Origin of the sequence: Dyadobacter sp. 3J3, from assembly GCF_009801115.1 — a bacterium.
GTDB lineage: Bacteria > Bacteroidota > Bacteroidia > Cytophagales > Spirosomataceae > Dyadobacter.
Map to the genome: position 1 here is coordinate 481,047 of NZ_VTOL01000005.1, position 22,126 is coordinate 503,172.

18 protein-coding genes and 1 rRNA gene are annotated in these 22,126 nt (G+C 40.5%); 9 read left to right on the plus strand and 10 right to left on the minus strand.

Annotated elements, in window-relative coordinates; translation table 11 throughout:
• Positions 1–72 precede the first annotated feature (72 nt).
• Together FZF08_RS13945 and FZF08_RS13950 are read right to left on the minus strand one after the other, a co-directional pair.
• Positions 73–807 carry a LytTR family DNA-binding domain-containing protein gene (locus tag FZF08_RS13945; protein ID WP_159469703.1) on the minus strand — a complete coding sequence of 245 codons (735 nt, stop codon included), beginning with the start codon at positions 805–807 and terminating at the stop codon, positions 73–75.
• The gene (locus tag FZF08_RS13950) at positions 804–1,874 is read right to left on the minus strand and encodes a sensor histidine kinase (protein ID WP_159469704.1); all 1,071 of its coding nucleotides are present in this window, start codon (positions 1,872–1,874) and stop codon (positions 804–806) included. Before FZF08_RS13950 ends, FZF08_RS13945 begins: the two co-directional genes overlap by 4 nt.
• Positions 1,875–2,244: 370 nt before the next feature.
• Here FZF08_RS13950 and FZF08_RS13955 point away from each other — a divergent pair, with 370 nt between their 5' ends.
• Complete coding sequence (locus FZF08_RS13955) at positions 2,245–5,190, plus strand: TonB-dependent receptor domain-containing protein (RefSeq protein WP_159469705.1); 2,946 nt, start codon at positions 2,245–2,247, stop codon at positions 5,188–5,190.
• A 79-nt stretch (positions 5,191–5,269) separates the two neighbouring features.
• On the opposite strand, the gene hemC is transcribed toward FZF08_RS13955, so the two are convergent.
• The 8 genes from hemC to FZF08_RS13995 form a co-directional block, all read right to left on the minus strand.
• Positions 5,270–6,202 (minus strand): hydroxymethylbilane synthase, encoded by a 933-nt coding sequence (hemC, locus tag FZF08_RS13960; protein ID WP_159469706.1) that lies wholly within the window; start codon positions 6,200–6,202, stop codon positions 5,270–5,272.
• A 42-nt stretch (positions 6,203–6,244) separates the two neighbouring features.
• Complete coding sequence (locus FZF08_RS13965; protein WP_159469707.1) at positions 6,245–6,430, minus strand: hypothetical protein; 186 nt, start codon at positions 6,428–6,430, stop codon at positions 6,245–6,247.
• Between the two features lie 95 nt (positions 6,431–6,525).
• Positions 6,526–7,428 carry a 30S ribosomal protein S6--L-glutamate ligase gene (rimK, locus tag FZF08_RS13970; RefSeq protein ID WP_159469708.1) on the minus strand — a complete coding sequence of 301 codons (903 nt, stop codon included), beginning with the start codon at positions 7,426–7,428 and terminating at the stop codon, positions 6,526–6,528.
• A 6-nt stretch (positions 7,429–7,434) separates the two neighbouring features.
• Positions 7,435–7,929, minus strand: coding sequence for a RimK/LysX family protein (locus FZF08_RS13975; protein WP_159469710.1), 495 nt, complete (start codon positions 7,927–7,929; stop codon positions 7,435–7,437).
• Entirely contained in the window at positions 7,926–9,044 is a 1,119-nt protein-coding gene (gene holB, locus FZF08_RS13980) for a DNA polymerase III subunit delta' (RefSeq protein WP_159469712.1), read from the minus strand. The genes FZF08_RS13975 and holB overlap by 4 nt, the downstream gene beginning before the upstream one ends.
• A 145-nt stretch (positions 9,045–9,189) precedes the next feature.
• Positions 9,190–10,380 carry a GlmU family protein gene (locus tag FZF08_RS13985; protein WP_159469714.1) on the minus strand — a complete coding sequence of 397 codons (1,191 nt, stop codon included), beginning with the start codon at positions 10,378–10,380 and terminating at the stop codon, positions 9,190–9,192.
• Between the two features lie 125 nt (positions 10,381–10,505).
• Positions 10,506–10,766, minus strand: a complete 261-nt coding sequence (locus tag FZF08_RS13990; RefSeq protein ID WP_159469716.1) for a type B 50S ribosomal protein L31 — start codon at positions 10,764–10,766, stop codon at positions 10,506–10,508.
• A gap of 132 nt (positions 10,767–10,898) precedes the next feature.
• The gene (locus FZF08_RS13995) at positions 10,899–11,813 is read right to left on the minus strand and encodes a sugar phosphate isomerase/epimerase (protein ID WP_159469718.1); all 915 of its coding nucleotides are present in this window, start codon (positions 11,811–11,813) and stop codon (positions 10,899–10,901) included.
• Between the two features lie 453 nt (positions 11,814–12,266).
• Here FZF08_RS13995 and FZF08_RS14000 point away from each other — a divergent pair, with 453 nt between their 5' ends.
• The 8 genes from FZF08_RS14000 to FZF08_RS14035 form a co-directional block, all read left to right on the plus strand.
• A complete protein-coding gene (locus tag FZF08_RS14000; RefSeq protein WP_159469780.1) occupies positions 12,267–14,711 on the plus strand; it encodes a ribonucleoside-diphosphate reductase subunit alpha in 2,445 nt (814 codons plus the stop codon).
• A gap of 219 nt (positions 14,712–14,930) precedes the next feature.
• Entirely contained in the window at positions 14,931–15,533 is a 603-nt protein-coding gene (locus FZF08_RS14005; RefSeq protein ID WP_159469720.1) for a Crp/Fnr family transcriptional regulator, read from the plus strand.
• A 188-nt stretch (positions 15,534–15,721) separates the two neighbouring features.
• Positions 15,722–16,522 carry a hypothetical protein gene (locus FZF08_RS14010; protein ID WP_159469722.1) on the plus strand — a complete coding sequence of 267 codons (801 nt, stop codon included), beginning with the start codon at positions 15,722–15,724 and terminating at the stop codon, positions 16,520–16,522.
• Between the two features lie 253 nt (positions 16,523–16,775).
• Positions 16,776–17,717 carry a DUF4249 domain-containing protein gene (locus FZF08_RS14015; protein ID WP_159469724.1) on the plus strand — a complete coding sequence of 314 codons (942 nt, stop codon included), beginning with the start codon at positions 16,776–16,778 and terminating at the stop codon, positions 17,715–17,717.
• Positions 17,714–20,035, plus strand: coding sequence for a TonB-dependent receptor (locus FZF08_RS14020; protein WP_159469726.1), 2,322 nt, complete (start codon positions 17,714–17,716; stop codon positions 20,033–20,035). The genes FZF08_RS14015 and FZF08_RS14020 overlap by 4 nt, the downstream gene beginning before the upstream one ends.
• A gap of 22 nt (positions 20,036–20,057) precedes the next feature.
• Positions 20,058–20,684, plus strand: a complete 627-nt coding sequence (locus FZF08_RS14025; RefSeq protein ID WP_159469728.1) for a hypothetical protein — start codon at positions 20,058–20,060, stop codon at positions 20,682–20,684.
• 185 nt (positions 20,685–20,869) lie between these two features.
• The gene (locus FZF08_RS14030; RefSeq protein WP_229216524.1) at positions 20,870–21,118 is read left to right on the plus strand and encodes a hypothetical protein; all 249 of its coding nucleotides are present in this window, start codon (positions 20,870–20,872) and stop codon (positions 21,116–21,118) included.
• A 719-nt stretch (positions 21,119–21,837) separates the two neighbouring features.
• Positions 21,838–22,126, plus strand: a 16S ribosomal RNA gene (locus tag FZF08_RS14035); the annotation flags it as partial.

Here is a 22,126-nt window from a genome sequence, read left to right on the forward strand (position 1 = left end):
TATTTTTTTGCTATAAACAGGATGTCCCGAAGGGACAATTAACACATAGCAGAATCGGATCTGTGAAAAAACTCACATCCACTTACTCAAAAACTGACTAAAATTCTCCTTATACTGATCGCTTACCGGAATTGTTACCGTTCCAATTTGGATTGTATTTCTGGTAACGGCCCCGATTTTATCCAGGTTGACAATAAATGACCGGTGTACCCGCATGAATTTTGCCGGCGGTAATTTTTCTTCCAAAGCTTTAAGACTGGTAAGTGAAAGAATCGGTTTGGTGTCTGATTTTAAAATTACTTTTACATAATCTTTCAAACCTTCAACATATAAAATATCGTCGTAAGCAATTCTTACAAGCTGATATTCAACTTTTAGAAATAAATAATCTTCCCTCATTTCCGGTGCGGAACCATTTGCAGCACGTTGAACCAGCTCAACATAAGCTTTTCCTTTGGTAGCGGCTTTCAGGAATTCTTCATAATTGAAAGGTTTCAACAAATAATCAAGCGCATCAACACGAAAACCGTCCAAAGCAAATTGATTAAATGCAGTAGTGAAGATAATTCTTGGCCCCTGATTTCCTGTTTTTTCAATAATTCTCGCCAGTTCAATTCCTGTCAGATCGGGCATTTGTATATCCAGAAATATCAGGTCTACTGATAAGTCATGAATTGCTTCCAATGCTTCCACAGCACTGGAATATTTTCCGGCCAGATTCAGAAATGGCGTTTTGTTGATAAAAGCACAAACCAAACCCAGTGCCAGAGGCTCATCATCTACGGCGATGCATTGTAATACGTTCATGCAGTTTGCAGTTCCAGATGTACTTCAAATTCTTTTTCGCTGGTATTTTCGCTTACGTCCAAATGATATTTTCCGGGATAAAGTAAGTCCAGTCTTCTTTGTGTATTCGTCAGACCAATTCCGTTACTATCATCCAGCAATGTTCTTTTTTCAGTAAATAAGGTATTGCGTACATCAATATAAACTTTTTGCCCTTCCTGCCAGATTTTTATATCAATATGACTAGGCTGAACCGCACTTACACCGTGTTTGAAAGCATTTTCAATGAAGGGCAAAAACAACATCGGTGCAATTGAAACATCATGAAGTGGGAAGGGAGGTTTCAAACTCACCGTAACTTTATCGGTAAGTCTCAATTGCATCAGCTGGATATAATCCTGCGCAAAAGCAATTTCCTGACTTAGTAAAACGGTACCATGCTGCGTCTCGTACAATACATAGCGCATCATCCGGGAAAGTTTGTGCAAAGCTTCGCGTGAAGCTTCTACATCTATGACGGTTAGTGCATATATATTATTTAATGTATTGAAGAAAAAATGCGGATTGATCTGTGCTTTCAGAAATGATAATTCTGAATTTATTTTTTCCTGTTCAAGATTTTGTCTGTATTGTTTATCGCGCTCGGCATTTTGTACAGCGGCAACGCTGGTACTTATTCCAATAATAATCAGTGCGGTAAGCATGGCGAAATAATCCAGCTTGTCATGTGTTTTTTTATCACCGTTTGCTTCCCGCGCCAGTTTAAAGGCGCGGTCCATTTGCTCACTATGATTAATATAGATTTTCACCTGCTCGATGGCCGTAGCCAATATCAGCACCGATATAATATTGAATAAAATGAAACGCCAGTATTTGTTTTTTGCCAAAAACTTTGGAAACCAGACCAATACATTCAGATAAAATATTGTAATCAGTAGGGAAAATAGAACGGCCTGCTTGATCCAGAAAGAATTGGGAAACTGAATTTGCCAGCTCAATGGCTGCCACATGAGGAACAAAGCCAGAAAGCTCCAGCCCAGGAGATGTACAAAAAACGGAGAATATTTTTTAACTGTGGGAGTATCCATGCATGTATTTTTATTCAACGCTGATTAAACCATTCGATCACAATACAATCTTACTGGGAAAAAATCAAAGAGCCTAGTCCAATCGATCAAAGTGTGTTATAAATCGACGGTTAGGCTAAGAGCCTCTATGAGTGAACTACGTAGAATCCTCAAATGGGGAAACGAAATAATGGAATAATTATTTAATATATATGAAAAACAGGGGTTTGTGGAATTTTACAAATAAGTGAGCGATATCAGAGACCTTCTCATCGTCCAGAAATGCCTTTTGATCGGTGTTACCTAGCTTTCCATCTATTGCCTTTTTTTTACAGTTTAATAGCTACTTATTTTGAACTTGATTTATACCTGATACATTGCCCCAATAACCATGAACATGAAGAAACAATTTACATTATTAGCACTGATCTTCGGACTGACGACTTCTGCATTTGCACAGTTTGGCGGTGGGGGCGGTGGTGGCGGCCGTCCTGGTGGTGGTGGCGGTGATTTTCAGCGAGGAGGCGACAGACAAAAAGCTGTTATTCCCGGTACGCTTGATGATGCACCAAAAGGAAGTGGGAAAATAAAAGGGATTTTGGTGGATTCACTTACTAAAAATCCAGTCGAATTTGCTGCCCTTGCACTTATAGATGACAAAACAAATGTGCCTGTCGACGGTACGACTACCGACGAAAAGGGTGTTTTCAGTATGACCAAAGTTGCATCCGGAAATTTCAAGATTTTGATTTCTTTTATCGGGTATAAAACAAAAACGATCAAAGGCGTTAAAATTGACAAAAAAACGGAACTTGATCTTGGCTCCATTGTACTTTCACCGGATATCGTTCAGTTGAATGAAGTTCAGGTGGTTGGAATGGCGCAAATGATCGAGGAAAAAGTGGATCGCCTGGTTTACAATGCTGAAAAGGACATTACCAGTAAAGGTGGTGACGCAAGTGATGTAATGCGGAAAGTGCCGATGCTTACTGTGGATCTGGACGGAAATGTGTCATTAAGAGGAAATTCAAACGTGCGCGTTTTGATCAACAACAAACCTTCAACTATGGTAGCAACCAGCGTTGCGGATGCGTTGAAACAGATTCCTGCGGATATGATCAAATCAGTTGAGGTGATTACTTCACCGTCGGCAAAATATGATGCAGAAGGCTCAGGAGGAATTATCAATATCATTACCAAAAAGAGTACTATACAAGGTGGTACTTTAAACCTGAATACGGGTGTTGGTAACCGTGGTTCCAATTTAGGTTTAAGGGGGAATTACCGTACAGGAAAGCTTGGTTTTAATCTGGGAGGTTTCGGTCGATTCAATTATCATCAGCCGGGAAGAACAGATAACTTGCAAACGGGTGATAATTTCTCAGTCTCACAAATTACCAAATCTCAAAATAAAGGTGCTTTTGGATCATACAATTTTGGGATGGATTATGAAATTGATAAAAATACTACCCTTTCGGCTGGTATACGTTATGGTTTGAGAAATGCAATTACACCTCAGACTATTTTGACAGATAATACACAGTCTGGTGTCACAAAATCTTCTTACCGAGATGTAAATGTAAAAGATCTGTCAGGAACCTGGGATGTTAATGTTGATTATATAAAAACTTTGAGCAAGCCTCAACAGGAATTAAGTATCCTTGGGCAGTTCAGCCGCAATAACCGGACAAATGATTATGATGCAGATCTGTATTCTTACAGTAATGACGTGATAGGAGCAGTTGTTGGGCAGTCGGGAAATAACAACAAAAGTTCAAATCAGGAAAGTACAATCCAGGTTGACTATGCAACGCCAATAAAAAATAACCAATTACTGGAAGTTGGAGGAAAAGGTATTTTCCGTCAGGTAATCAGTAATTATAGCTATTTAACCAATAATGTACAGGATTCAGTGAGTAGCTTAAACTACGATCAGAACGTGGCGGCAGGTTATTTATCCTATACGCTGACTACCAAAAGCAAGTTTACACTTAAAGGAGGTGCGCGCTACGAGTATACAACAATTGATGCAAAACAGGCAGAAGTTGGAAATCTTAACCTGCCTTCTTACGGTAATCTTGTACCGAGTTTGAATATTTCTAAAACATTCGGAAAAGGTCAAACCATTAAATTGGGTTACAACCGTCGTTTGCAGCGTCCGGGAATTCAGTTTTTGAACCCTAATACCATTGCATCGAATCCTCTGAACATTACGAGAGGAAACCCAAATCTTAAACCTGAATTAACAGATCAGATTGAATTAGGGACAAGCTTTTTCAAAAATAGTTTATATTTCACTGTTTCCACTTTCGCCCGTTTTACGAATGGATCCATTGAAAATATTCGGACAACCAGTGAAACCGGCGTAATTACTACGACTTATGGTAACATTGGAGCGAAGCAAAACTATGGTGCAAATATCTTCGGTAACATTACAGTATTCAAAATCTGGTCCGTAGGCGGAGGTCTTGATGCGTATTATGTAAACCTGAAAAACAATAGTTCGAATGCAGCTCTTCAATCTCATAATAGTGGTGTTGTTGTAAGTGGGCGTTTTCGTACGGGTGTGACATTGAAGAATGGCTGGGGAATACAGGGAGGTGGATTTGCAAGAGGAAAAGAAGTTCAGCTTCAGGGCTCGGCAGGTGGTTTCAGAATGTATGATCTTGGTATCAAGAAAGATTTCAAAAACAAAAGAGGAAGTGTTGGTTTGGCCATGGAAAATTTCCTGACCAGTGCGCTTAAAATGAAAACAGATCTTTCGTCTGCAACATTTGATCAGGTGAGTACGATGTATCGTTACAACCGGGGCTTTCGTGTAAACTTCTCATACAGTTTGGGTAAAATGACTTTTACCGAAGCAAAACCACGCAAAAGAAAATCGATTAGCAACGATGATCAGAAAAGTGATGGTGGTGGAAATGATGCTGGTGCAGCCCAGACGCAACAAGCCACTCCGTCAGCTACACCGGTTATAACGCCGGGAGCAGCCGGTGGTCGTCCGGCTGGTGGTTTTAATCGTCCGCAATCGCAGACTGGTCTGGCTCCTAAAGCAGTGTCAGATAGTACTTCAAGTAAAGCTGGTATGATGGACAGTACGTCCCGCAGACAGCCAGGTATGGTTATGCCTGTAAAAGCTGACAGTATGCAAGGGAAAATGGATAGCACAGTTGTAAAACCGATAATGTCCGTCCCTACAACGCCTGCCGACAGTACAATTTTAACTCCAGCTGGAACAACAGATAGTACACAGAAGAAACCGGCCGTTATTGTGCCTGCAACGCCGACGGATAGTACAAAGAAACCCGCAGAAACTGTTCCTCCGATTAAAAACTAGAATCGGCTTTTCATGAAAAAAAATCCCCGTTTGCCAGGAGCAGACGGGGATTTTTGCTTTTTATTGAAAAGATAAATTTTTACAAAGTACCGTTTTGTGTTTTAATATCCTTCAAAATACGGTCAGCTCCTGCTTCTAATAATTCATCTGCCAATGCTGTGCCCAATTCTTCTGGAAACGCAGTTGATCCGCTTTCTGAACGACGGATTAATTCTTGTCCATCCAGGCTGATGATACCACCCGAAATGGTTATTTCGTCATGGTTCAAAATAGCCAGAGCAAATACAGGAATACTGCAACCACCTTGTAAACGCTTTAAAAATGCTCTTTCAGTTCTTAAACAGATTTCTGTCTGTTCGTGATTAAGCAATTTTTTTAAAGTATCTTTTTTGTCTTGTGCCAATAAAACTGAACTTTCAATGGCGACACTTCCCTGTCCCACAGCAGGTGTAAATTCGTCGAGTAATAAATGCTCAGCAATTGATCCATCATATTCCATACGATGAACGCCCGCATAGGCTAACAATAAAGCATCACATTGTCCTTCTTCAAGTTTGCGAAAACGGGTTTGTAAATTGCCACGCATATCAACGATTTTGATATGCGGATAATAATGTTTCAAAATCGCGATTCTCCGTGTTGAGGAAGTTCCTACAACAAAAGGTTCTCCGCTTCCCAACGCAAGGCTTGTATTATGACTTACCAAAACATCATTGGCATGTTCTCTTTCAGTAAACGCGATCAATTCAAAATCATCGTCCAGATGTGATTGAAGATCTTTTGCACTGTGAACAGCAATATCAATAGCACCGCTTTTTAGCTGATCTTCCAGTTCCTGAGTGAAAACGCCTTTGCTTCCGATTTTGGATAAAGAACGATCCAGGATTTTATCACCTTTTGTTTCAATGATTACAATTTCGGTAGTGATGCCATCTTTTTTAAGCAGGTTTTCAATATAATATGCCTGCCAAAGAGCCAATTTACTACCACGTGTTCCTATTTTAATATGCATGATTTTTTTTAGCTGTTAGCTTTTGGCTATTAGCACTATGAGTTAATTCTCTATTGGTTGAGGAATTGGGAAATGAACATTTTCATAATCCTTTACAACAATTGCTAAGATTTCCAGTTCATTCGATTTTGCTGAATTAGGAATAATTTCAAACTGCATTAAAGCATATATTTTCTTTAATGCTTGTTCGTATTCTTCATCGTTTTTATTGGAGCTGCCATAAACCATTGTTATTTGCTCACATTCTTTAACCTTTCCAAAATGAAATACAAAGATACGCCGAGGTCCTAAATTGGATACAATAATCCCGGAATATTTAATTTCTAAACCCCAACCGTATCCCCTTCATCCGTAACAATTTTCTCTTCAATATAGGCAACAATTAAAGAGGCGATATCAATCCCGCTGATTTCTTCGATTCCTTTTAAACCTGGTGAAGAATTAACTTCCATGACCAACGGCCCTCTGTCGGATTGTAATAAATCAACACCGGCTATTCTTACGCCTAATGCTTTTGCGGCTGCGATTGCTGTACGCTCTTCTTCTTGTGATAATTCTACGGCAAAACCTTCGCCGCCCCGATGTAGATTGGAACGGAAATCACCCTCATGGCCCTGACGTTTCATCGCTGCCACAACTTTGTTGCCAATAACAAAAGCCCGGATATCGGCACCTTTGGATTCGGCAACAAATTCCTGGATAAGGAAATTGGCACGTAATCCGTAAAAAGCTTCAATCGTGGATTTGGCTGCTTTGGTAGTTTCGGCCAATACTACGCCTACTCCCTGGGTTCCTTCCAGCAATTTAATGACAACAGGAGGCCCGCCTACCATATTGATCAGCTCGGTAACCTGTGCCGGATTTTTTGCAAAAACGGTTTTTGGAATATCCACGCCCGATTTTGCAAGTACCTGCATACTGCGCAATTTATCTCTGGACCGTAAAATCGCCTGTGATTTAACGGTTGTAAAAACTTTCATCAGTTCAAACTGTCTTACAACAGCACAGCCAAAAGCATTCACAGAAGTCCCGATCCTTGGAATGATCGCATCAATTCCTTTTATCGCTTTTCCTTTATAAATGACGGTTGGTTTTCCTCCTTCAATCATGACAAAGCACTTGACGTGGTCAATTACCACAGCCTGGTGACCCTTTTGTTTGATTGCCTCCACCAGACGCCTCGTTGAGTAAAGTTTAGGATTGGTGGATAATACGGCGATTTTCATATAAATCTATTGGATTAAAAGCGTAGGGTTAGCCTCCGGATCAGGTTTTTTTTTGTGCCTGATTTTGTCAGCATTTTGTTTGGCGGAAAGATCTTTTTTTGAAACATCGATCAAAAAACGTCCTTTCAATAATTTCCGCCCGAGAAGAATTGGATAGCTCATTTTTTTACGATTAGCCAGCGAAAATTCGGTCCGTATTTTTCGGCCGAAAATCGTGATCTGTGTTTTGATCACATATCGTTTTTCCGCTTTTCCGGATGAGTTTCTAACTATGGTTTCCTTAAAATCGCTTACAGTATAGGATTGTTCCGGCGCACCTTTTTTTACATCAAGGTAGAAACATAATCTTTCCTGCTCACCCTCTTTAATGAGTTTCACACGTGCACAGTGAATGGCGGAAGAAGTCGCTCCCGAATCAACGCGCACGGGAACCTGATACCATCCAAGTTCCGGTAAATCTACAATATCAGTTGCACCGATAAGATCAATTTTTTTTTTCATCTGCGTTGAAAAAATGGCGCGATGGTTAATGATAAATCAAGGAAAACCATTTTTGCCCTTACGTTTCGTTCAATGTGGTAATAAGCAACGTTCACTTCCTGAACCATATTTTCCAAAGCATCGAAATTAACTGCTTTTGAAAAATTCTGCACGAATGTAAGTTCTTCCTGTGGAACCCGCAATAGTTCGGCAGCCCCCTGGCTCCATACCAACATATCACGGAAAAGACGTAAGGCATATTCGAAAAGCCCTTTTTGTTTTTCCTTGTTCATCCCGTCAAAGGCATCGGCCAGTTTTACAAGGCTGGTAACATCATATTTGTAACAATACCGCATCCATTCCGCAAACCATGCTGACCGGTCATCGGAAGTTTCGTTTATAAGTCGTAATGCTTCCGACAAATTGCCATCACAAAGATATGTTATTTGATTGGCTACGGTCTCACTCACAGCTTGTTGTTTCAGAAACTGACGGACTTCATCGTCAGAAAAAGCAGGTACGGCAACGCGTTGTGTTCTTGAAATTATCGTAGTCAACAATCGGTCCGATTGGTCACTGACGAGTAAGAAAAGCGTTTTATAGGGTGGTTCTTCTAAAATTTTCAGCAAAGCATTTGCCGAAGATGCATTCATGATTTCCGGCTTCCATATTAAGAGAATTTTATATTCACCCTCATAAGATTTAACAGAAAGTTTTTTCAGGATTCCCCTTGCTTCCTCTACTGAAATGTTTCCCTGCTTGTTTTCAGCGGTAATAAAATCCAGCCACTCCGGTAAAACCCGGTATGGAGTATCAAGTAAGAATGTGCGCCAAAGTGGTTGAAATGCTTCGCTTGTATTCCCGCTCACTTTTTTTGACGTAGCAATCGGGAAAATAGAATGGAAATCCGGATGAATTAATTTATTCATTTTAGCACACGATGCACAAACGCCGCAGGCATCTTCCTCACTCCGGTTTTCACAATTTATATAGGTAGCAAATGCCAGTGCCAAAGCTAAGCCTCCACCTCCGTTTGCACCGTCGAACAACAGTGCATGAGCCAGATGGCTTGTTTGCACAGAGCGAATCAGTGTGGATTTAATAGGCGCAAGTCCTGGAATGTCTTTAAAAAGCACGTTGGTTTTGGATTAATCTATTTGTTTATTTTGATCATATTAAGTACTAAAAAATAATTAATATGATATTTTAGACTTTCATTTTTTTTGATTTTAAGCCAATAGCGGTACACCGCACTGCCAAACCCTAATTGCTATGAGCTACTTAACGTTGGCTTTTTGTTTGATCAAAAATCTGTTTCATTATTTTTTGGTTTGTTTCGTCAAATGTTATACCACGTCGACTCACGGTATCTTTTGCAACATCGACTGCTTTTTCAAAACGATATTCGGAAAATCCTTCCGCATTTCCTCCCCAGGAATAAGAAGGGACATGTTTGGGTTGAAAACCCGCTCCGAAAACATTTACACTTACGCCAATAACGGTTCCGGTATTAAACATAGTTGAAATTCCGGCTTTAGAATAATCTCCCATAAATAATCCGCAGAAAAGCAGACCGGTGTTTTCCAGTTTCCCGGTGGCATAACTATGAATTTTTACAGCCGTGTGGTCATTTTTTAAGTTTGAGTTATTCGTATTTGCTCCCAGATTACACCATTCGCCTAATACCGAATTTCCCAAATATCCGTCGTGACCTTTATTACTATATCCAAAGATAACACAGTTACTCACTTCACCACCCACTTTACAAAATGGCCCGACAGTAGTATTCGGACGTATTTTTGCTCCTTGCGCCAAAACCGAACTTTCTCCAATCGAAAAAGGTCCCTGAATGACTGCACCTTCCTGAATGGATGCATTTTTACCGATATAAATCGGGCCGTTTTCAGCATTTAAAATGGCGGCCTTAATGACTGCTCCTTCTTCAATAAATATATTTTCAGGATTATAACAAAACGTGAAAGGATCAGTAAGTTTTGCTGATTGTTTTGAAGCCGTTATTATGGCAAAATCAGATTTTATCTGCGCGCCATTATTCAGGAATATATCCCAAATCTGCTGGATAATCAGTATTGGTTCCTGATATATATGACTGATTAGATTGGAAAGATTTCCAGTTGCTGACCAGTCAGAAGAAGTAGTGCGAACAGCTAAAATCTCGTTTTCTGATGATAAAAGAACAGATTCTGGAGAAAGCTTTTCTATCGCTTCAATTAATAAAATGTCCGGACAAAGCGCTCCGTTGATATAAAGATTGTCTTCGGATTGTTTTAACGGGAAACGATGAGCAAGATATGATTCCGTCTGATAAGAAATTTCAGTTTGAAACCATTCGCTCCATTTTTCAGCGATTGTCCATATTCCGCAACGGATTCCGGCGACCGGCCTGGTGTAGGTAAAGGGTAATAATTGTAAGCGGATTTTTGGATCGTCGAACAGGATGATACTACGCATATTCAGTTTTAGTATGTATCGCCAAAGTTCGGCCATTTTTTCGGTACCGACAAAAAAAGAAAGCAGTCTCTGATTGCTTTCGCTTAGAGACTGCTTTCTTTGAAGACCTTAATTTTAAATAAAAATTAAGCTTCGGTAGTTTCTTTTGTACCGTAACGTTTTCTGAATTTATCAACACGTCCCGCAGTATCAACAAGTACATTTTTACCTGTGTAGAATGGGTGAGACTTAGAAGAAACCTCTACTTTGTAAACAGGGTAAACCGTTCCATCTTCCCAGGTAATGTTTTCGCTGGTTTCGATTGTAGAGCGTGTAATAAATTTATCGTCGCTGGATAGATCCCAGAATACTACTTCTCTGTAATTGGGATGAATATCATTTCTCATTGGTATATGGTATTATGTGTTTCTGTACAATTCTCAAAAAGGATTGCAAAAGTAAAAATTCTAATCAAGTAAACCAAGCAATTTTGAGTTATCTTTCTCAATATCTATGCGATGAGTCTAAATAATTTAAAATCAGACCTCGCTAATCTGCTTTTGAAGGACTTCTATCCCTTTTTTTGACTGACTATCAAAGTCCTGATAAACGAAACATTCAATAGAAAGCCCGCCTTTGTAATTTATTTTTTTCAAAGCACTTAAATATGGCCTGAAATCATCTCCGGCAACTCCGGGCGGTGTCCGGTCCTTTTTTTCTGCAATATGGCAATGAACAATATGCTTCCCGAATTTCACAATCTGGTCGGCCGGCTCGTCTTCTTTGGACATGTGGAAGATGTCGCATAGTAGTTGAAAAGACGGGCTGTTAACGGCATCTATTATTTCAACACCTTCGGCCAAACTATTAATAAAATTGGTTTCTCCACGATTAAGCGGTTCAAGGGCAATTTTCACACCATACTTTTCAGCAAGCGGCGCCATTTTTTTACTCAATTCTATATGTTGGGCTTTTGCCTTATCACGGTCAAATCCTTCCGGAATAATCCGTGAAGCGCCGCTTCCAAATACAATGTATTTCGAGCCGCATTCTTTCGCTCTTTTTAAAGCCAGATCAGTGCGTTGTAAAATCGCTTCATGATTCGCATCCGGCCCTAATGTTTTTAATTGCCCCGGCAACAGAATTACATAGGATCGGATTGGAAACTTATCCTCTTTTAATTGCTGAAGATTTTTGGCGTACTGCATATCGCCGTCTTTAGGGATCAGAAAACCGCCAACAGATTCCTCTATATAGGAACATCCATATGTTCTGAGCAATTCAGCTTTTTCATAGGATGCATAAACGCCTAATGGTAATGAAAATTTTGATAGATTATCGCTGAAATCAGCGGCATGTACAAGCGTTTCTGCCCCTATGGCAAAACCCGCGGATAATCCGGCGGTTTGTTTCAAAAATGTTCTTCTTGACTGATGCTTAAAAGGCTTGTTCATGAGGCTAAATTTGCGGATGTGGAAAATATAATGAATAGAAATAGTTAAAGCATTATGTTGAGAAATATACCCTAATTTTATAAAAAGTTTACAAATTTAAAATCTCACCTAAAAATAAATATGTCATAATTTACTGAATATCAATTGCTATACTTAATTATATTTTGTATTTATGCACAAGTTCTGAAAAAAAAGTTGCAAATTTTTTTGGAAAAACGGCAATAAAAATTTCTTGAAAAATCTTTTGTGACTCTTTTTTTCTTAAATGACTTGTTACGAGAATCTTAACAATTTGATAAATTAAGCTGTTAAGATTTGTCCTTTAAAAAGCTTAATTCAGAGTTGCACTTTCAATTTATTTTGAGTTATTTCAAGGAAAATATTTCACTTCCCCTCCAATAATATTCATTAACAACTTTAAATCTTTCACCTCAGAAAATATTTCACATGTCCATGTACGTAATAAAGCGTGACGGTCGCCGTGAGTCGGTAAAATTCGACAAAGTGACTGCCCGTATTGAGAAGCTGAGCTATGGCCTCGATAACAATTACATCCAGCCCATAGAGGTAGCCAAAAAGGTTGTTTCCGGAATTTACGATGGTGTTACCACCGCCGAACTTGATAATCTTGCAGCGGAAACAGCCGCTTCGATGACTACCAAGCATCCGGATTATGCTATTTTAGCCGCCCGGATCGCGATCTCAAATCTTCATAAAAATACGTTGAAGTCGTTTTCTGCGACGATGAAACGTCTTTATACTTATGTAGACGGAAAAACAGGTGAAAATGCTTCGTTAATTTCCAAAGAAGTTTACGAAGTGATCCGTCAGAATGCATCTCTTCTTGATTCTACTATTATATATGACCGGGATTATGCCTATGACTATTTTGGTTACAAAACGCTTGAAAAATCATACTTATTAAAGGTAGACGGTAAAATCGTAGAACGCCCCCAGCAAATGTTGATGCGCGTTGCGATCGGAATTCATCAGGAAGATGTTCAGGCTGCGGTTGAGACATATCATTTGCTTTCTGAAAAATGGTTTACACACGCGACGCCTACCTTATTTAATGCAGGAACGCCAAAACCACAAATGTCGTCCTGTTTCCTTTTAACAATGAAGGAAGATAGTATTGAAGGAATTTACGATACGCTGAAACAATGCGCCCTGATTTCACAGTCGGCGGGTGGTATTGGTTTGAGCATCCATAATGTACGTGCGACAGGTTCCTATATTAAAGGTACCAATGGAATGTCCAATGGTATCGTGCCGATGCTTCGCGTATTCAATGACACGGCGCGTTATGTTGATCAGGGAGGCGGAAAGCGAAAGGGTTCTTTTGCCATATATATGGAACCATGGCATGCGGATGTGTTCGATTTTCTTGATTTGAGAAAAAATCACGGTAAGGAAGAGCAGCGTGCACGTGACCTTTTCTATGCCATGTGGATTCCGGATTTGTTTATGAAGCGTGTAGAAGCAAATGATACCTGGTCATTATTCTGTCCGCACGAGTGTCCAGGTTTGGCTGATTCGCACAGTGAAGAATTTGAAAAACTTTACGAGCGTTATGAACTTGAAGGAAAAGCACGTAAAACGATAAAAGCGCAGGATCTTTGGTTTGCTATTCTTGAATCGCAAATTGAAACAGGTACACCTTATATGTTGTACAAAGATCACGCAAACTCAAAATCAAACCAGAAAAATCTGGGGACGATCAAGTCGTCCAACCTTTGTACGGAAATCATGGAGTACACAGCTCCGGATGAAGTGGCTGTTTGTAATCTGGCTTCAATTGCACTTCCCAAATTTGTGGAAATGCAGGCGGACGGTTTTTACCGTTTTGATCATCAGAAACTATATGAGATCACAAAAGTGATTACCCGCAATCTGAACAAGATTATTGATCTTAATTATTATCCTGTTCCGGAGGCTGAAAATAGCAATAAAAGACACCGTCCGATCGGTATCGGTATTCAGGGATTGGCTGATGCTTTCTGTATGATGCGCATGCCCTTTGATTCGGATGAGGCGCGTCAGTTGAACAAAGATATCTTTGAGACGATTTATTATGGTGCGATGGAATCTTCCATGGAACTGGCAAAACTTCATGGACCATACCAGACCTGGGAAGGCAGCCCGATTTCACAAGGTACATTCCAGTTTGATATGTGGGGTGTGAAACCAGACAGTCAACGTTGGGATTGGGAGAAATTGAGAAAGGGTGTTATTCAGAATGGTGTTCGCAATTCACTATTACTTGCTCCAATGCCTACGGCTTCTACGAGCCAGATTTTGGGTAACAATGAATGTTTTGAACCATTCACTTCCAATATATATGTAAGACGCGTTCTTTCAGGAGAATTTGTGGTTGTAAATAAGTATCTGCTGAAAGATCTTGTAAGACTTGGGCTTTGGGATGAGGAAATGAAAAACAATCTTGTTAGGGCCAGTGGTTCTGTTCAGGCTATTCCAAATATTCCTCAAAACATTAAGGATCTCTACAAAACGGCTTGGGAAATTAAACAACGTAGTATCCTGGATATGTCTGCCGACCGTGGTGCTTTTATTTGCCAGTCACAGTCACTGAATATTTTCCTTGAAGAACCTAATTTCGGGAAATTAACTTCGATGCATTTTTATGCGTGGAAAAAAGGATTGAAAACAGGTATGTACTATTTACGTACACGTGCAGCTTCGGCTCCTGTTCAATTTACTTTAGGTAAGCAGGCAGAAGCGCAGATCGAACCAGTTACAGAATTGGTTGCTGAAAAGGAATTGAACTACGTACAATATGCCGAAGATCATACGAAACCAGTTGCAGCGCGTGACAGCCGTTCTGATATGCAATGCTCGCTGGATGATCCGGAAGGATGTGAAGCTTGCGGAAGCTGAGGTTTTAGTGTTAGACGTATCTGAGAATAGCCCTTGCTGAAAAGTGAGGGCTATTTTTGTAATGGCGTTTTGTGCTCACGGCCATTAAATCAATCGCTTTTGTAACTGTTAATATATTTTAGTTTATTGCGAAAGTTATTTTTTATCGCTGATAAATACAGTCCTGCTCAACCTTTTGAAAAATGAAATGAAACTTGTTCAATTCATTTTACACACATTATGAAACTATTGCTCCAAAACCTGACAAAACTTACCAGATTACCTCAATCAGAACTGATACCATTGCTTCCTTATTTTGAGCCGATGACAACACTTCCTGATACTGCACTTCTCTCACCAGGTGAAGTAGCATCAAGCTTATGGTTTATCGGCAGCGGCGTAATGAGGGCATTTCATATTGTTGAACAGCGGAAACGTTCACAAGTTGAGGAAAAGCTGGTGAGAGAGATCACCAATTGGATCGTTCCGGCAGGTGGATTTCTTACCGATATCCGTAGTTTTATCTATCAAACGCCTGCAAATTATTTTGTTGAAACATTGGAAGCGTGCAGGTTATACAGTTTATCCTTTAACAATTACCTGATTCTTCAATCTTCGCACCCCGAAATCGCCAGGGCCGTTTTTGAAAATACAATGGTCATGGCCGACTTGCGTGTCCAAATGTGTAGTCTCCGCGACCCTCAAAGCCGTCTTGAAATGTTTGAGAAAATGTATCCTGGTTTGAAAGGTCACTTGTCGGTGAATATTCAGGCATCCTATCTGAATATTGATCCCACTACGTTAAGTCGTTTACGTAGCAAAAGAAGTAGAAACAATTCTTAGTTTTTTGTATTTTGCGTAGTATTAGTTTTTTGGCAAGGTTAGAACATTTTCTTATTTGAGTCAGAAAATGTTCTAACTCTTTGTCCTAAATTTGCAAAAGAACGCCCCGCCACAAGTTTGGAAGCCTGGAAAGCGGGACGTTTAAGTTTAGTTTAAATCATTTTTAACAATTCAAACCGTACAAATGTATGAAGAAATTATGTCTATTTATGTTGGTTGCTTTTGCCATTTCCTCGTGTAGCGAGAAAGAGCAAAGTCCTGAACCCATTGTAAACTCCGCGAAATTGACCTCCAAGGATGTATTACTCGAAAATGGTGTACTTAGATTCGCCTCTCCGGAACACTTTAGTAATGTTGCAAAAGAGCTTTCTAATAAGAAAGGAATGGAAAATTGGTATTCAAAACCTGAATTCGTTTCGCTTCTTAAAAGACAAAAGTCTATATCCAGGGAGGAACATGAAAAAATAGCCGATACAGGCGAATTTGGAGAACTAAGTGATGTATTAACCTTTAAAGAAGTGGAAGGAGACAAACTTCTCACTGAAATTGTGGAGATTCCTGAGCTTTCAGCCGTATTGAATTCCAAGAGCTATGTGATTGTAGGAGATTCTGCGTATCATATAAGTTCCGATCATTCTACTTCTATTTACATTGGAAAAAACCTCGACAAATTATCGAGCTTTCTAAAAAATCCAAATTTACCAGAAGTTCGCACTAACAAAATAAAGAAAGTTTCATTAGATAACGCAAGAATTCAATTAGGAACTTTTAGAAATACTGATGGGAATCGTCGGATCGAAGCTGAGCATTCTGAAGTTCAAATTGCTCCTGGTCTGGCCACCTACCGCCTAATTCGTATAGACTATTATAAGAAAAACTGGGTCGGATGGTCCCACACCGAAGCTGCGTATCTTAGTTTTACGGTTACTGCGACGAGTAATATGTGGGGGGGGATCTTCCTCCTCGAAAATGGGAAGGAAGTAATGTAGATCGTATCGGAGCAGACGTCCAAGACTTCCAACTAGGACCGCCGCCGGTATACAATATCAATGTACACATGAAATGTACGGTATTCAGGGAGTATGACCAAGATATTTGAAAGTTTTGAGTAGCTGGCCATTCCAAAGGAGGGGTGTAAATTAAGTTCACCATCTCCTACTCTGGAATGGCTAGTAATTTAACCGTATTTTTATACACTGTAATTATTTCCAACTGCACGGAAAATTTTTTTCATTTCAATAAATGAGGTTTATATTTATTTCACTATTACTTTTTGTGGCTGGTTGCAAAGAGACCAGCCTTGATATGGATATCCCGTATGCAGGAGACAAGTTGGTTTTATGGGGGAAGCTTAAAGCGGGGTCTCCCATTAGAATACAAGTAACCAGAACCTTCAATCCAATTGGCTCTATTCCAAAAGACGTCACCGTATCGAATGCAAAAGTGGAATTATTGGTGGATGGTAAGGAATCCATTGAATTGTCTTCATCGAAAAGCGAGAATGGTGTATATGTATCTGATCGTGTGATTGAAGCAGGATTGACCTATGTTGTAAAAACTTCGGCTCCGCTATTACCAGCTGCTGAATCAGCACCTGTACTGGTTCCGTTAGATGTACCGGATGTTGAAGTAGTACGAATCCGCGATGTACCTGGTGAAATTAACCACCAGACGCGCCAGGATTTAGTAAGTCTATACTTTAAAGAGCAGCAGGCTGAGGTAGAAAGCTATTACACACTTACATTTTTATCATACTTTGATAAGGATACCGTTTCGGCTAGTCCGTATGGTGCCACGGACAATATACCTGCCAAAGAAGAAGATTGCCATACCTGGGCAACAGAAAAAATATCGACCTATTACAGTGAAGCTGCGGGACTTACATTCGATCGTTCCGCCCGGATCTTCTTGATGAAAAGTAAATGCTTACCTGACCTCAAGACTCCTATAAAATTCTATATTGAGACCACCAAGGGAAATTTTGACACTCCAAAGTGGGCATCTAAGGTTACCATGAGAGTTGAAGTCGTTACCAAAGAGGCATTTGATTATGCCAAAATAGAATATGATCAGCCCGAGGGGCTCGATCTTCTCGTGCTTCCTCCCCAAAGAGCTTTGACCAATATCAAAAATGGCTATGGGCTCATTTTTGCTTCCAACGAAAAGGTGATAGAAATACCATGACAAAATATTTAGTAATTGCCTTTTTCTTGTTTACAAGCGTACATGTAGCCTTTTCTCAAAAATTAATTATCAGTGGAACCGTGCGTGATGTAGCGAACGGAGAACTGCTCGTAGGTGCCACCGTGCGGGACAGTCTGTCGCAAACGGGCGTACAGACAAATGCATACGGCTTTTTCAGTCTGGAAATTCCTACGCATAGCCACGCTCTCAAAGTGAGCTTTGTAGGCTATGCGACTCTATATATCAAGGATTTTGTCCAGCATAAGTTCCCCCTGGATATCAAGTTAATGCAGGACAACCTTCTGAAAGAGGTAACTGTGAAAGAAATCAAAAACATCGATGCGCCCATTGGAAGTTTATCGATTCCGATGGACAAAATAAAGTCAATGCCTGCGCTTTTGGGTGAAGTGGACGTACTGAAGGCGTTAAGTTTTACACCGGGCGTTTCCACCGGAACGGAAGGTAGTGCCGGCCTGTATATCCGGGGAGGAACACCGGATCAAAATTTGATCTTACTGGATGAAGTCCCCGTCTACAACGTTACGCATCTGGGTGGATTTTTTTCGGTTTTTAATCCAAATTCTCTTAAATCGGTAGATTTATACAAAGGAGCATTTCCTGCCCGGTATGGCGGCAGGCTCGCCTCGGTGATAGACCTGACCATGAAAGATGGGAACAACCAGAAATTCGGCGGGGAAGTAGGAATAGGCCTGCTCAACCAAAGTCTGACATTAGAAGGGCCGATCGTTAAAAACAAGGCTTCATTTATTGTATCGGGGCGAGTTTCCACACTGGGACTTTCTTCGTTATTGCAGCCCAAGAGATCAAGCGGATACGGCGAAACCCGAAAGTATCGTTTTTACGATCTTAATGCAAAATTCAACTATCAGATCAACAAAACGGATCAAATTTACCTAAGTGTCTATAATGGTTTTGACAGATTCACCTACGGCGAATGGAGCGCTATAAACGGGAGGTCAACGGAAACCTCACTGGGTAATAACTGGGGAAATACAACTGCAACCTTTAGGTATAGCAAAGTATTCTCACAAAAGCTTTTTGCAAGATTCGTTTTGCTTTATTCCAAGTACACCAGCGAGCTGGCCAATAACTTTGAAGACCTCAGTGTGGACGCGGAACCCGTGAAACTTTATCGGAACACCAACGCGGGGGTAACGGATTTAGGTACTAAAGTTCAGTTTGACTATTTCCTCTCCAATCGTGCGAATCTTAAGTTTGGCCTGGACCTTACCAGGCACTCTTTCAGTCCATTTGTTACCAAAAGCAATTATATTGGATCACAGCAGGAAACCGGAAAAGGAACGCTTCCCGCAACGCAACTGGACTTTCACGTGGATGCTAATATAGACCTTACGCCAAGGTTACACTTTAATCCTGGTCTACGCTATAGCCTTTACCAGGTCGATAACCGGACTTTTTTTAATCCTGAACCACGCCTGGGATTGAACTGGTCGCTTCCGGCCAACTGGGCACTCAAGGGTGGATATGCCATCATGAATCAATACGTTCATCTACTTACCAACAACGGTTTTGGCTTTGGTTATGACGCCTGGCTTCCTTCAACCGGCAAGGTAGTTCCTTCGCGAAGCGCGCAATTATCAGTCGGTGTGTACAAGACTTTTCCTCAGGGAGGTCTGGAACTGTCCTTGGAAGCTTATACAAAAAGGATGAAAAACCTGATCGATTATCCGGATGGTACCAATTTTTCCGGCCTGCTTGCTGATTCCTGGGATGACATTGTCATCAAAAACGGTGTGGGGCGTGTGAAGGGAATTGAATTAATGTTGAGTAAAAAGGCTGGCAAATTCAATGGATGGGTCTCCTATACCTTATCAAAATCGGAACGAAAGTTTTCGGGAATCAATGATGCCGAGTGGTACCCAATGAAGTATGACAGACGGCATAATGTAGCGATAACTGGAAACTACGAGCTTGGTAAAAAATGGAAATTAAGTGCCAGTTTTATTTACCAGACCGGACATGCCGTTACTTTACCGGAAGCGGCCTTTATTACTGAAAATAGTGGCGGTCCCAGATTTATATATGATAAAAGAAACAACGGGCGAATGCCTGCATTTCACCGGCTGGACATTGGCGCAAGCAAATCTTTGGTAACGCCCCATAAACGTAATGCGGAATTACGCCTGGGCTTGTACAATGCATATAATAGGAATAACCCGCTGTATCTGGATATGAAGACTGAACGGAATCAGGATTTCGTACCAACCCGGATTTCAATAAAGCAGGTTTCGTTCTTCCCTATACTGCCTTATATTGGCTACACACTCAAATTTTAACATAAAATCATCCATATTGACTATGAAAAAAATATCTCTTTTCTTTCTTACCGCTCTTCTGATGTTTTCCACCAATTTATTTGCACAGCAGGGCGGTGATTCCAGTCAGATTGATGGATCAACAGACATTCCTACATATAAGACCTTAAAAAAAGGAGCGCTTACTTTTTCATTGAATGCTTCTGCGAATACTAGTAGGCATATAGCGGGCTGGTCTTTGACACCCCAGGCTGGTTATTTGGTCGCTGACCGCCTGGTTGTTGGGCTCCAGTTGTCTCTGGCCAATAGATTTTCCAAGCAGGGGAATAGCTGGGCGAGCTTTAAACGTGGTTGGGTAAGCGAATACGCTTTTACACCAGAGGTATATGCCCGTTATTATGTGCTCCCGTTTCGGTTGACTCCGTTTGTACAATTGTCATCTGGGTATAACATTGGCGAACTTTCATTTACAGATGGATTATCAGGGGAAAAAGTTTCAATTAATAGGAACAATTACGTCATGTTCGGAGCACTGGGATTAAGTTGTCGAATTGGAAAGTATATGGGATTACAGACTCAATATAATCTACCGTTACTCGTAGACTATGAAAAAAATTATATGATTAGAGGTAACCGTTTTCGTCTGGGATTATCCTTGTATTTTAGATAGAATGATAAACGGACACGCTTCAATCATCACATGTGGGAATTGAAGTGTGATCGTTTTTTGAGAAAAGGGCCATACCCGAAAGCTGAGGATACTGATTAGGGTAGGCTTAAAATATTTTAGGAAAAGCCATTGCTGAAAAGTAGAGGGTTGTTTTGTAAAATCGGATGTGTGCATAGAATTTTAACATGCTTTTAAGTGAATTGAAAGTTGACCATAGAACTGTAAAAACATATATAACAGTTCTTAAGGTCATTCTAATGCTTGCAACGACTGGCTTATTGGTAATGGGAGCTTTATTTTCTTATCAGCATTGGGCAGGGAGTAAGCGTTTATTATTGGCTGGTCTGTTATTCTTCATGATTATGGTTGTAGATTATTATTTAGGCAAGAGAAGTTTTCTTAAACTCAAAAGGGATTCACGTGATCAGGATTAGTTAAGTTTGATTTGTTGTGCCATCAGAACATGGTCAATGGATTCGACTCACATTATTTTAGATATGTTTTGATCATTTTAAAGATTTCTCATTTCAAGCTTCTTATAAGCTCCGTGTTTCTAGCCATGAAGGAAATAGTGTAAATTCCCCAGGCTCCCTCGGAGCCTCCTGTTTGTAGCAAATAAATACGACTAAGCTTCTGTGGACTCCGTGGGAGCCTCCTTTGAACAATCTGTAAACCTGCCCTGTGAACCACACTTTCCCCTTCCTTATATATAGGAACCAAAACCCACAATCAAATCAGATATGCGCACTGCACAGTTGATCTAATCCGCCAAACGCGTGATCAGTCCCAATTTCCCCACAACGATAAAAGAGCCCACAACCGCATTCCCACCCATTCCAGCCCCATTTTCCGACCCGAACCCAACCCCATGAAAAAAAACTTAAAAATATTTTGGGGCGCATTTTCCTCATTTTGAGCTTTTTACAAATTAAAGTAAAAAAAGATTCAAAATACTTTTGCCTTGTACTTGCGTAAGAAAAAAAAGAGGTGCACCTTTGCACTCCCAATCGGGTAGTACGGCGCTGAGAACGATCATCGCCACGAGTTTCGGAAGACGCGGAGCAAAGTTCTTTGACATGATGAAGAGAGTAACAAGATAGTACGTTTAAGAAGATAACGTGGAATCTTTCGGGATTACCACAAAACAAAATTTACAATGGAGAGTTTGATCCTGGCTCAGGATGAACGCTAGCGGCAGGCTTAATACATGCAAGGCGAGGGGGCAGCAATGTCACCGTCGTACGGGTGCGTAACGCGTATGCAACCTACCTTCAACTGGGGGATAGCCCGGGGAAACCCGGATTAATACCGCATAACACATTTGTATAGCATTATATGATTTGTTAAAGATTTATTGGTTGAAGATGGGCATGCGTTCGATTAGCTAGTTGGCAGGGTAACGGCCTACCAAGGCAACGATCGATAGGGGAGCTGAGAGGTTG

Coding starts and splice junctions, on each gene's coding strand:
- FZF08_RS13950 (WP_159469704.1), bottom strand. CDS start 1,874: ATGGATACTCCCACAGTTAAAAAATATTCTCCGTTTTTTGTACATCTC.
- FZF08_RS14015 (WP_159469724.1), top strand. CDS start 16,776: ATGAGGTTTATATTTATTTCACTATTACTTTTTGTGGCTGGTTGCAAA.
- FZF08_RS14020 (WP_159469726.1), top strand. CDS start 17,714: ATGACAAAATATTTAGTAATTGCCTTTTTCTTGTTTACAAGCGTACAT.
- FZF08_RS13985 (WP_159469714.1), bottom strand. CDS start 10,380: ATGCGTAGTATCATCCTGTTCGACGATCCAAAAATCCGCTTACAATTA.
- FZF08_RS13990 (WP_159469716.1), bottom strand. CDS start 10,766: ATGAGAAATGATATTCATCCCAATTACAGAGAAGTAGTATTCTGGGAT.
- FZF08_RS14025 (WP_159469728.1), top strand. CDS start 20,058: ATGAAAAAAATATCTCTTTTCTTTCTTACCGCTCTTCTGATGTTTTCC.
- hemC (WP_159469706.1), bottom strand. CDS start 6,202: ATGCATATTAAAATAGGAACACGTGGTAGTAAATTGGCTCTTTGGCAG.
- FZF08_RS14010 (WP_159469722.1), top strand. CDS start 15,722: ATGAAGAAATTATGTCTATTTATGTTGGTTGCTTTTGCCATTTCCTCG.
- FZF08_RS13995 (WP_159469718.1), bottom strand. CDS start 11,813: ATGAACAAGCCTTTTAAGCATCAGTCAAGAAGAACATTTTTGAAACAA.
- FZF08_RS13945 (WP_159469703.1), bottom strand. CDS start 807: ATGAACGTATTACAATGCATCGCCGTAGATGATGAGCCTCTGGCACTG.
- FZF08_RS13975 (WP_159469710.1), bottom strand. CDS start 7,929: ATGAAAAAAAAAATTGATCTTATCGGTGCAACTGATATTGTAGATTTA.
- FZF08_RS14005 (WP_159469720.1), top strand. CDS start 14,931: ATGAAACTATTGCTCCAAAACCTGACAAAACTTACCAGATTACCTCAA.
- FZF08_RS14030 (WP_229216524.1), top strand. CDS start 20,870: ATGCTTTTAAGTGAATTGAAAGTTGACCATAGAACTGTAAAAACATAT.
- FZF08_RS13965 (WP_159469707.1), bottom strand. CDS start 6,430: ATGGTTTATGGCAGCTCCAATAAAAACGATGAAGAATACGAACAAGCA.
- FZF08_RS14000 (WP_159469780.1), top strand. CDS start 12,267: ATGTACGTAATAAAGCGTGACGGTCGCCGTGAGTCGGTAAAATTCGAC.
- rimK (WP_159469708.1), bottom strand. CDS start 7,428: ATGAAAATCGCCGTATTATCCACCAATCCTAAACTTTACTCAACGAGG.
- FZF08_RS13955 (WP_159469705.1), top strand. CDS start 2,245: ATGAACATGAAGAAACAATTTACATTATTAGCACTGATCTTCGGACTG.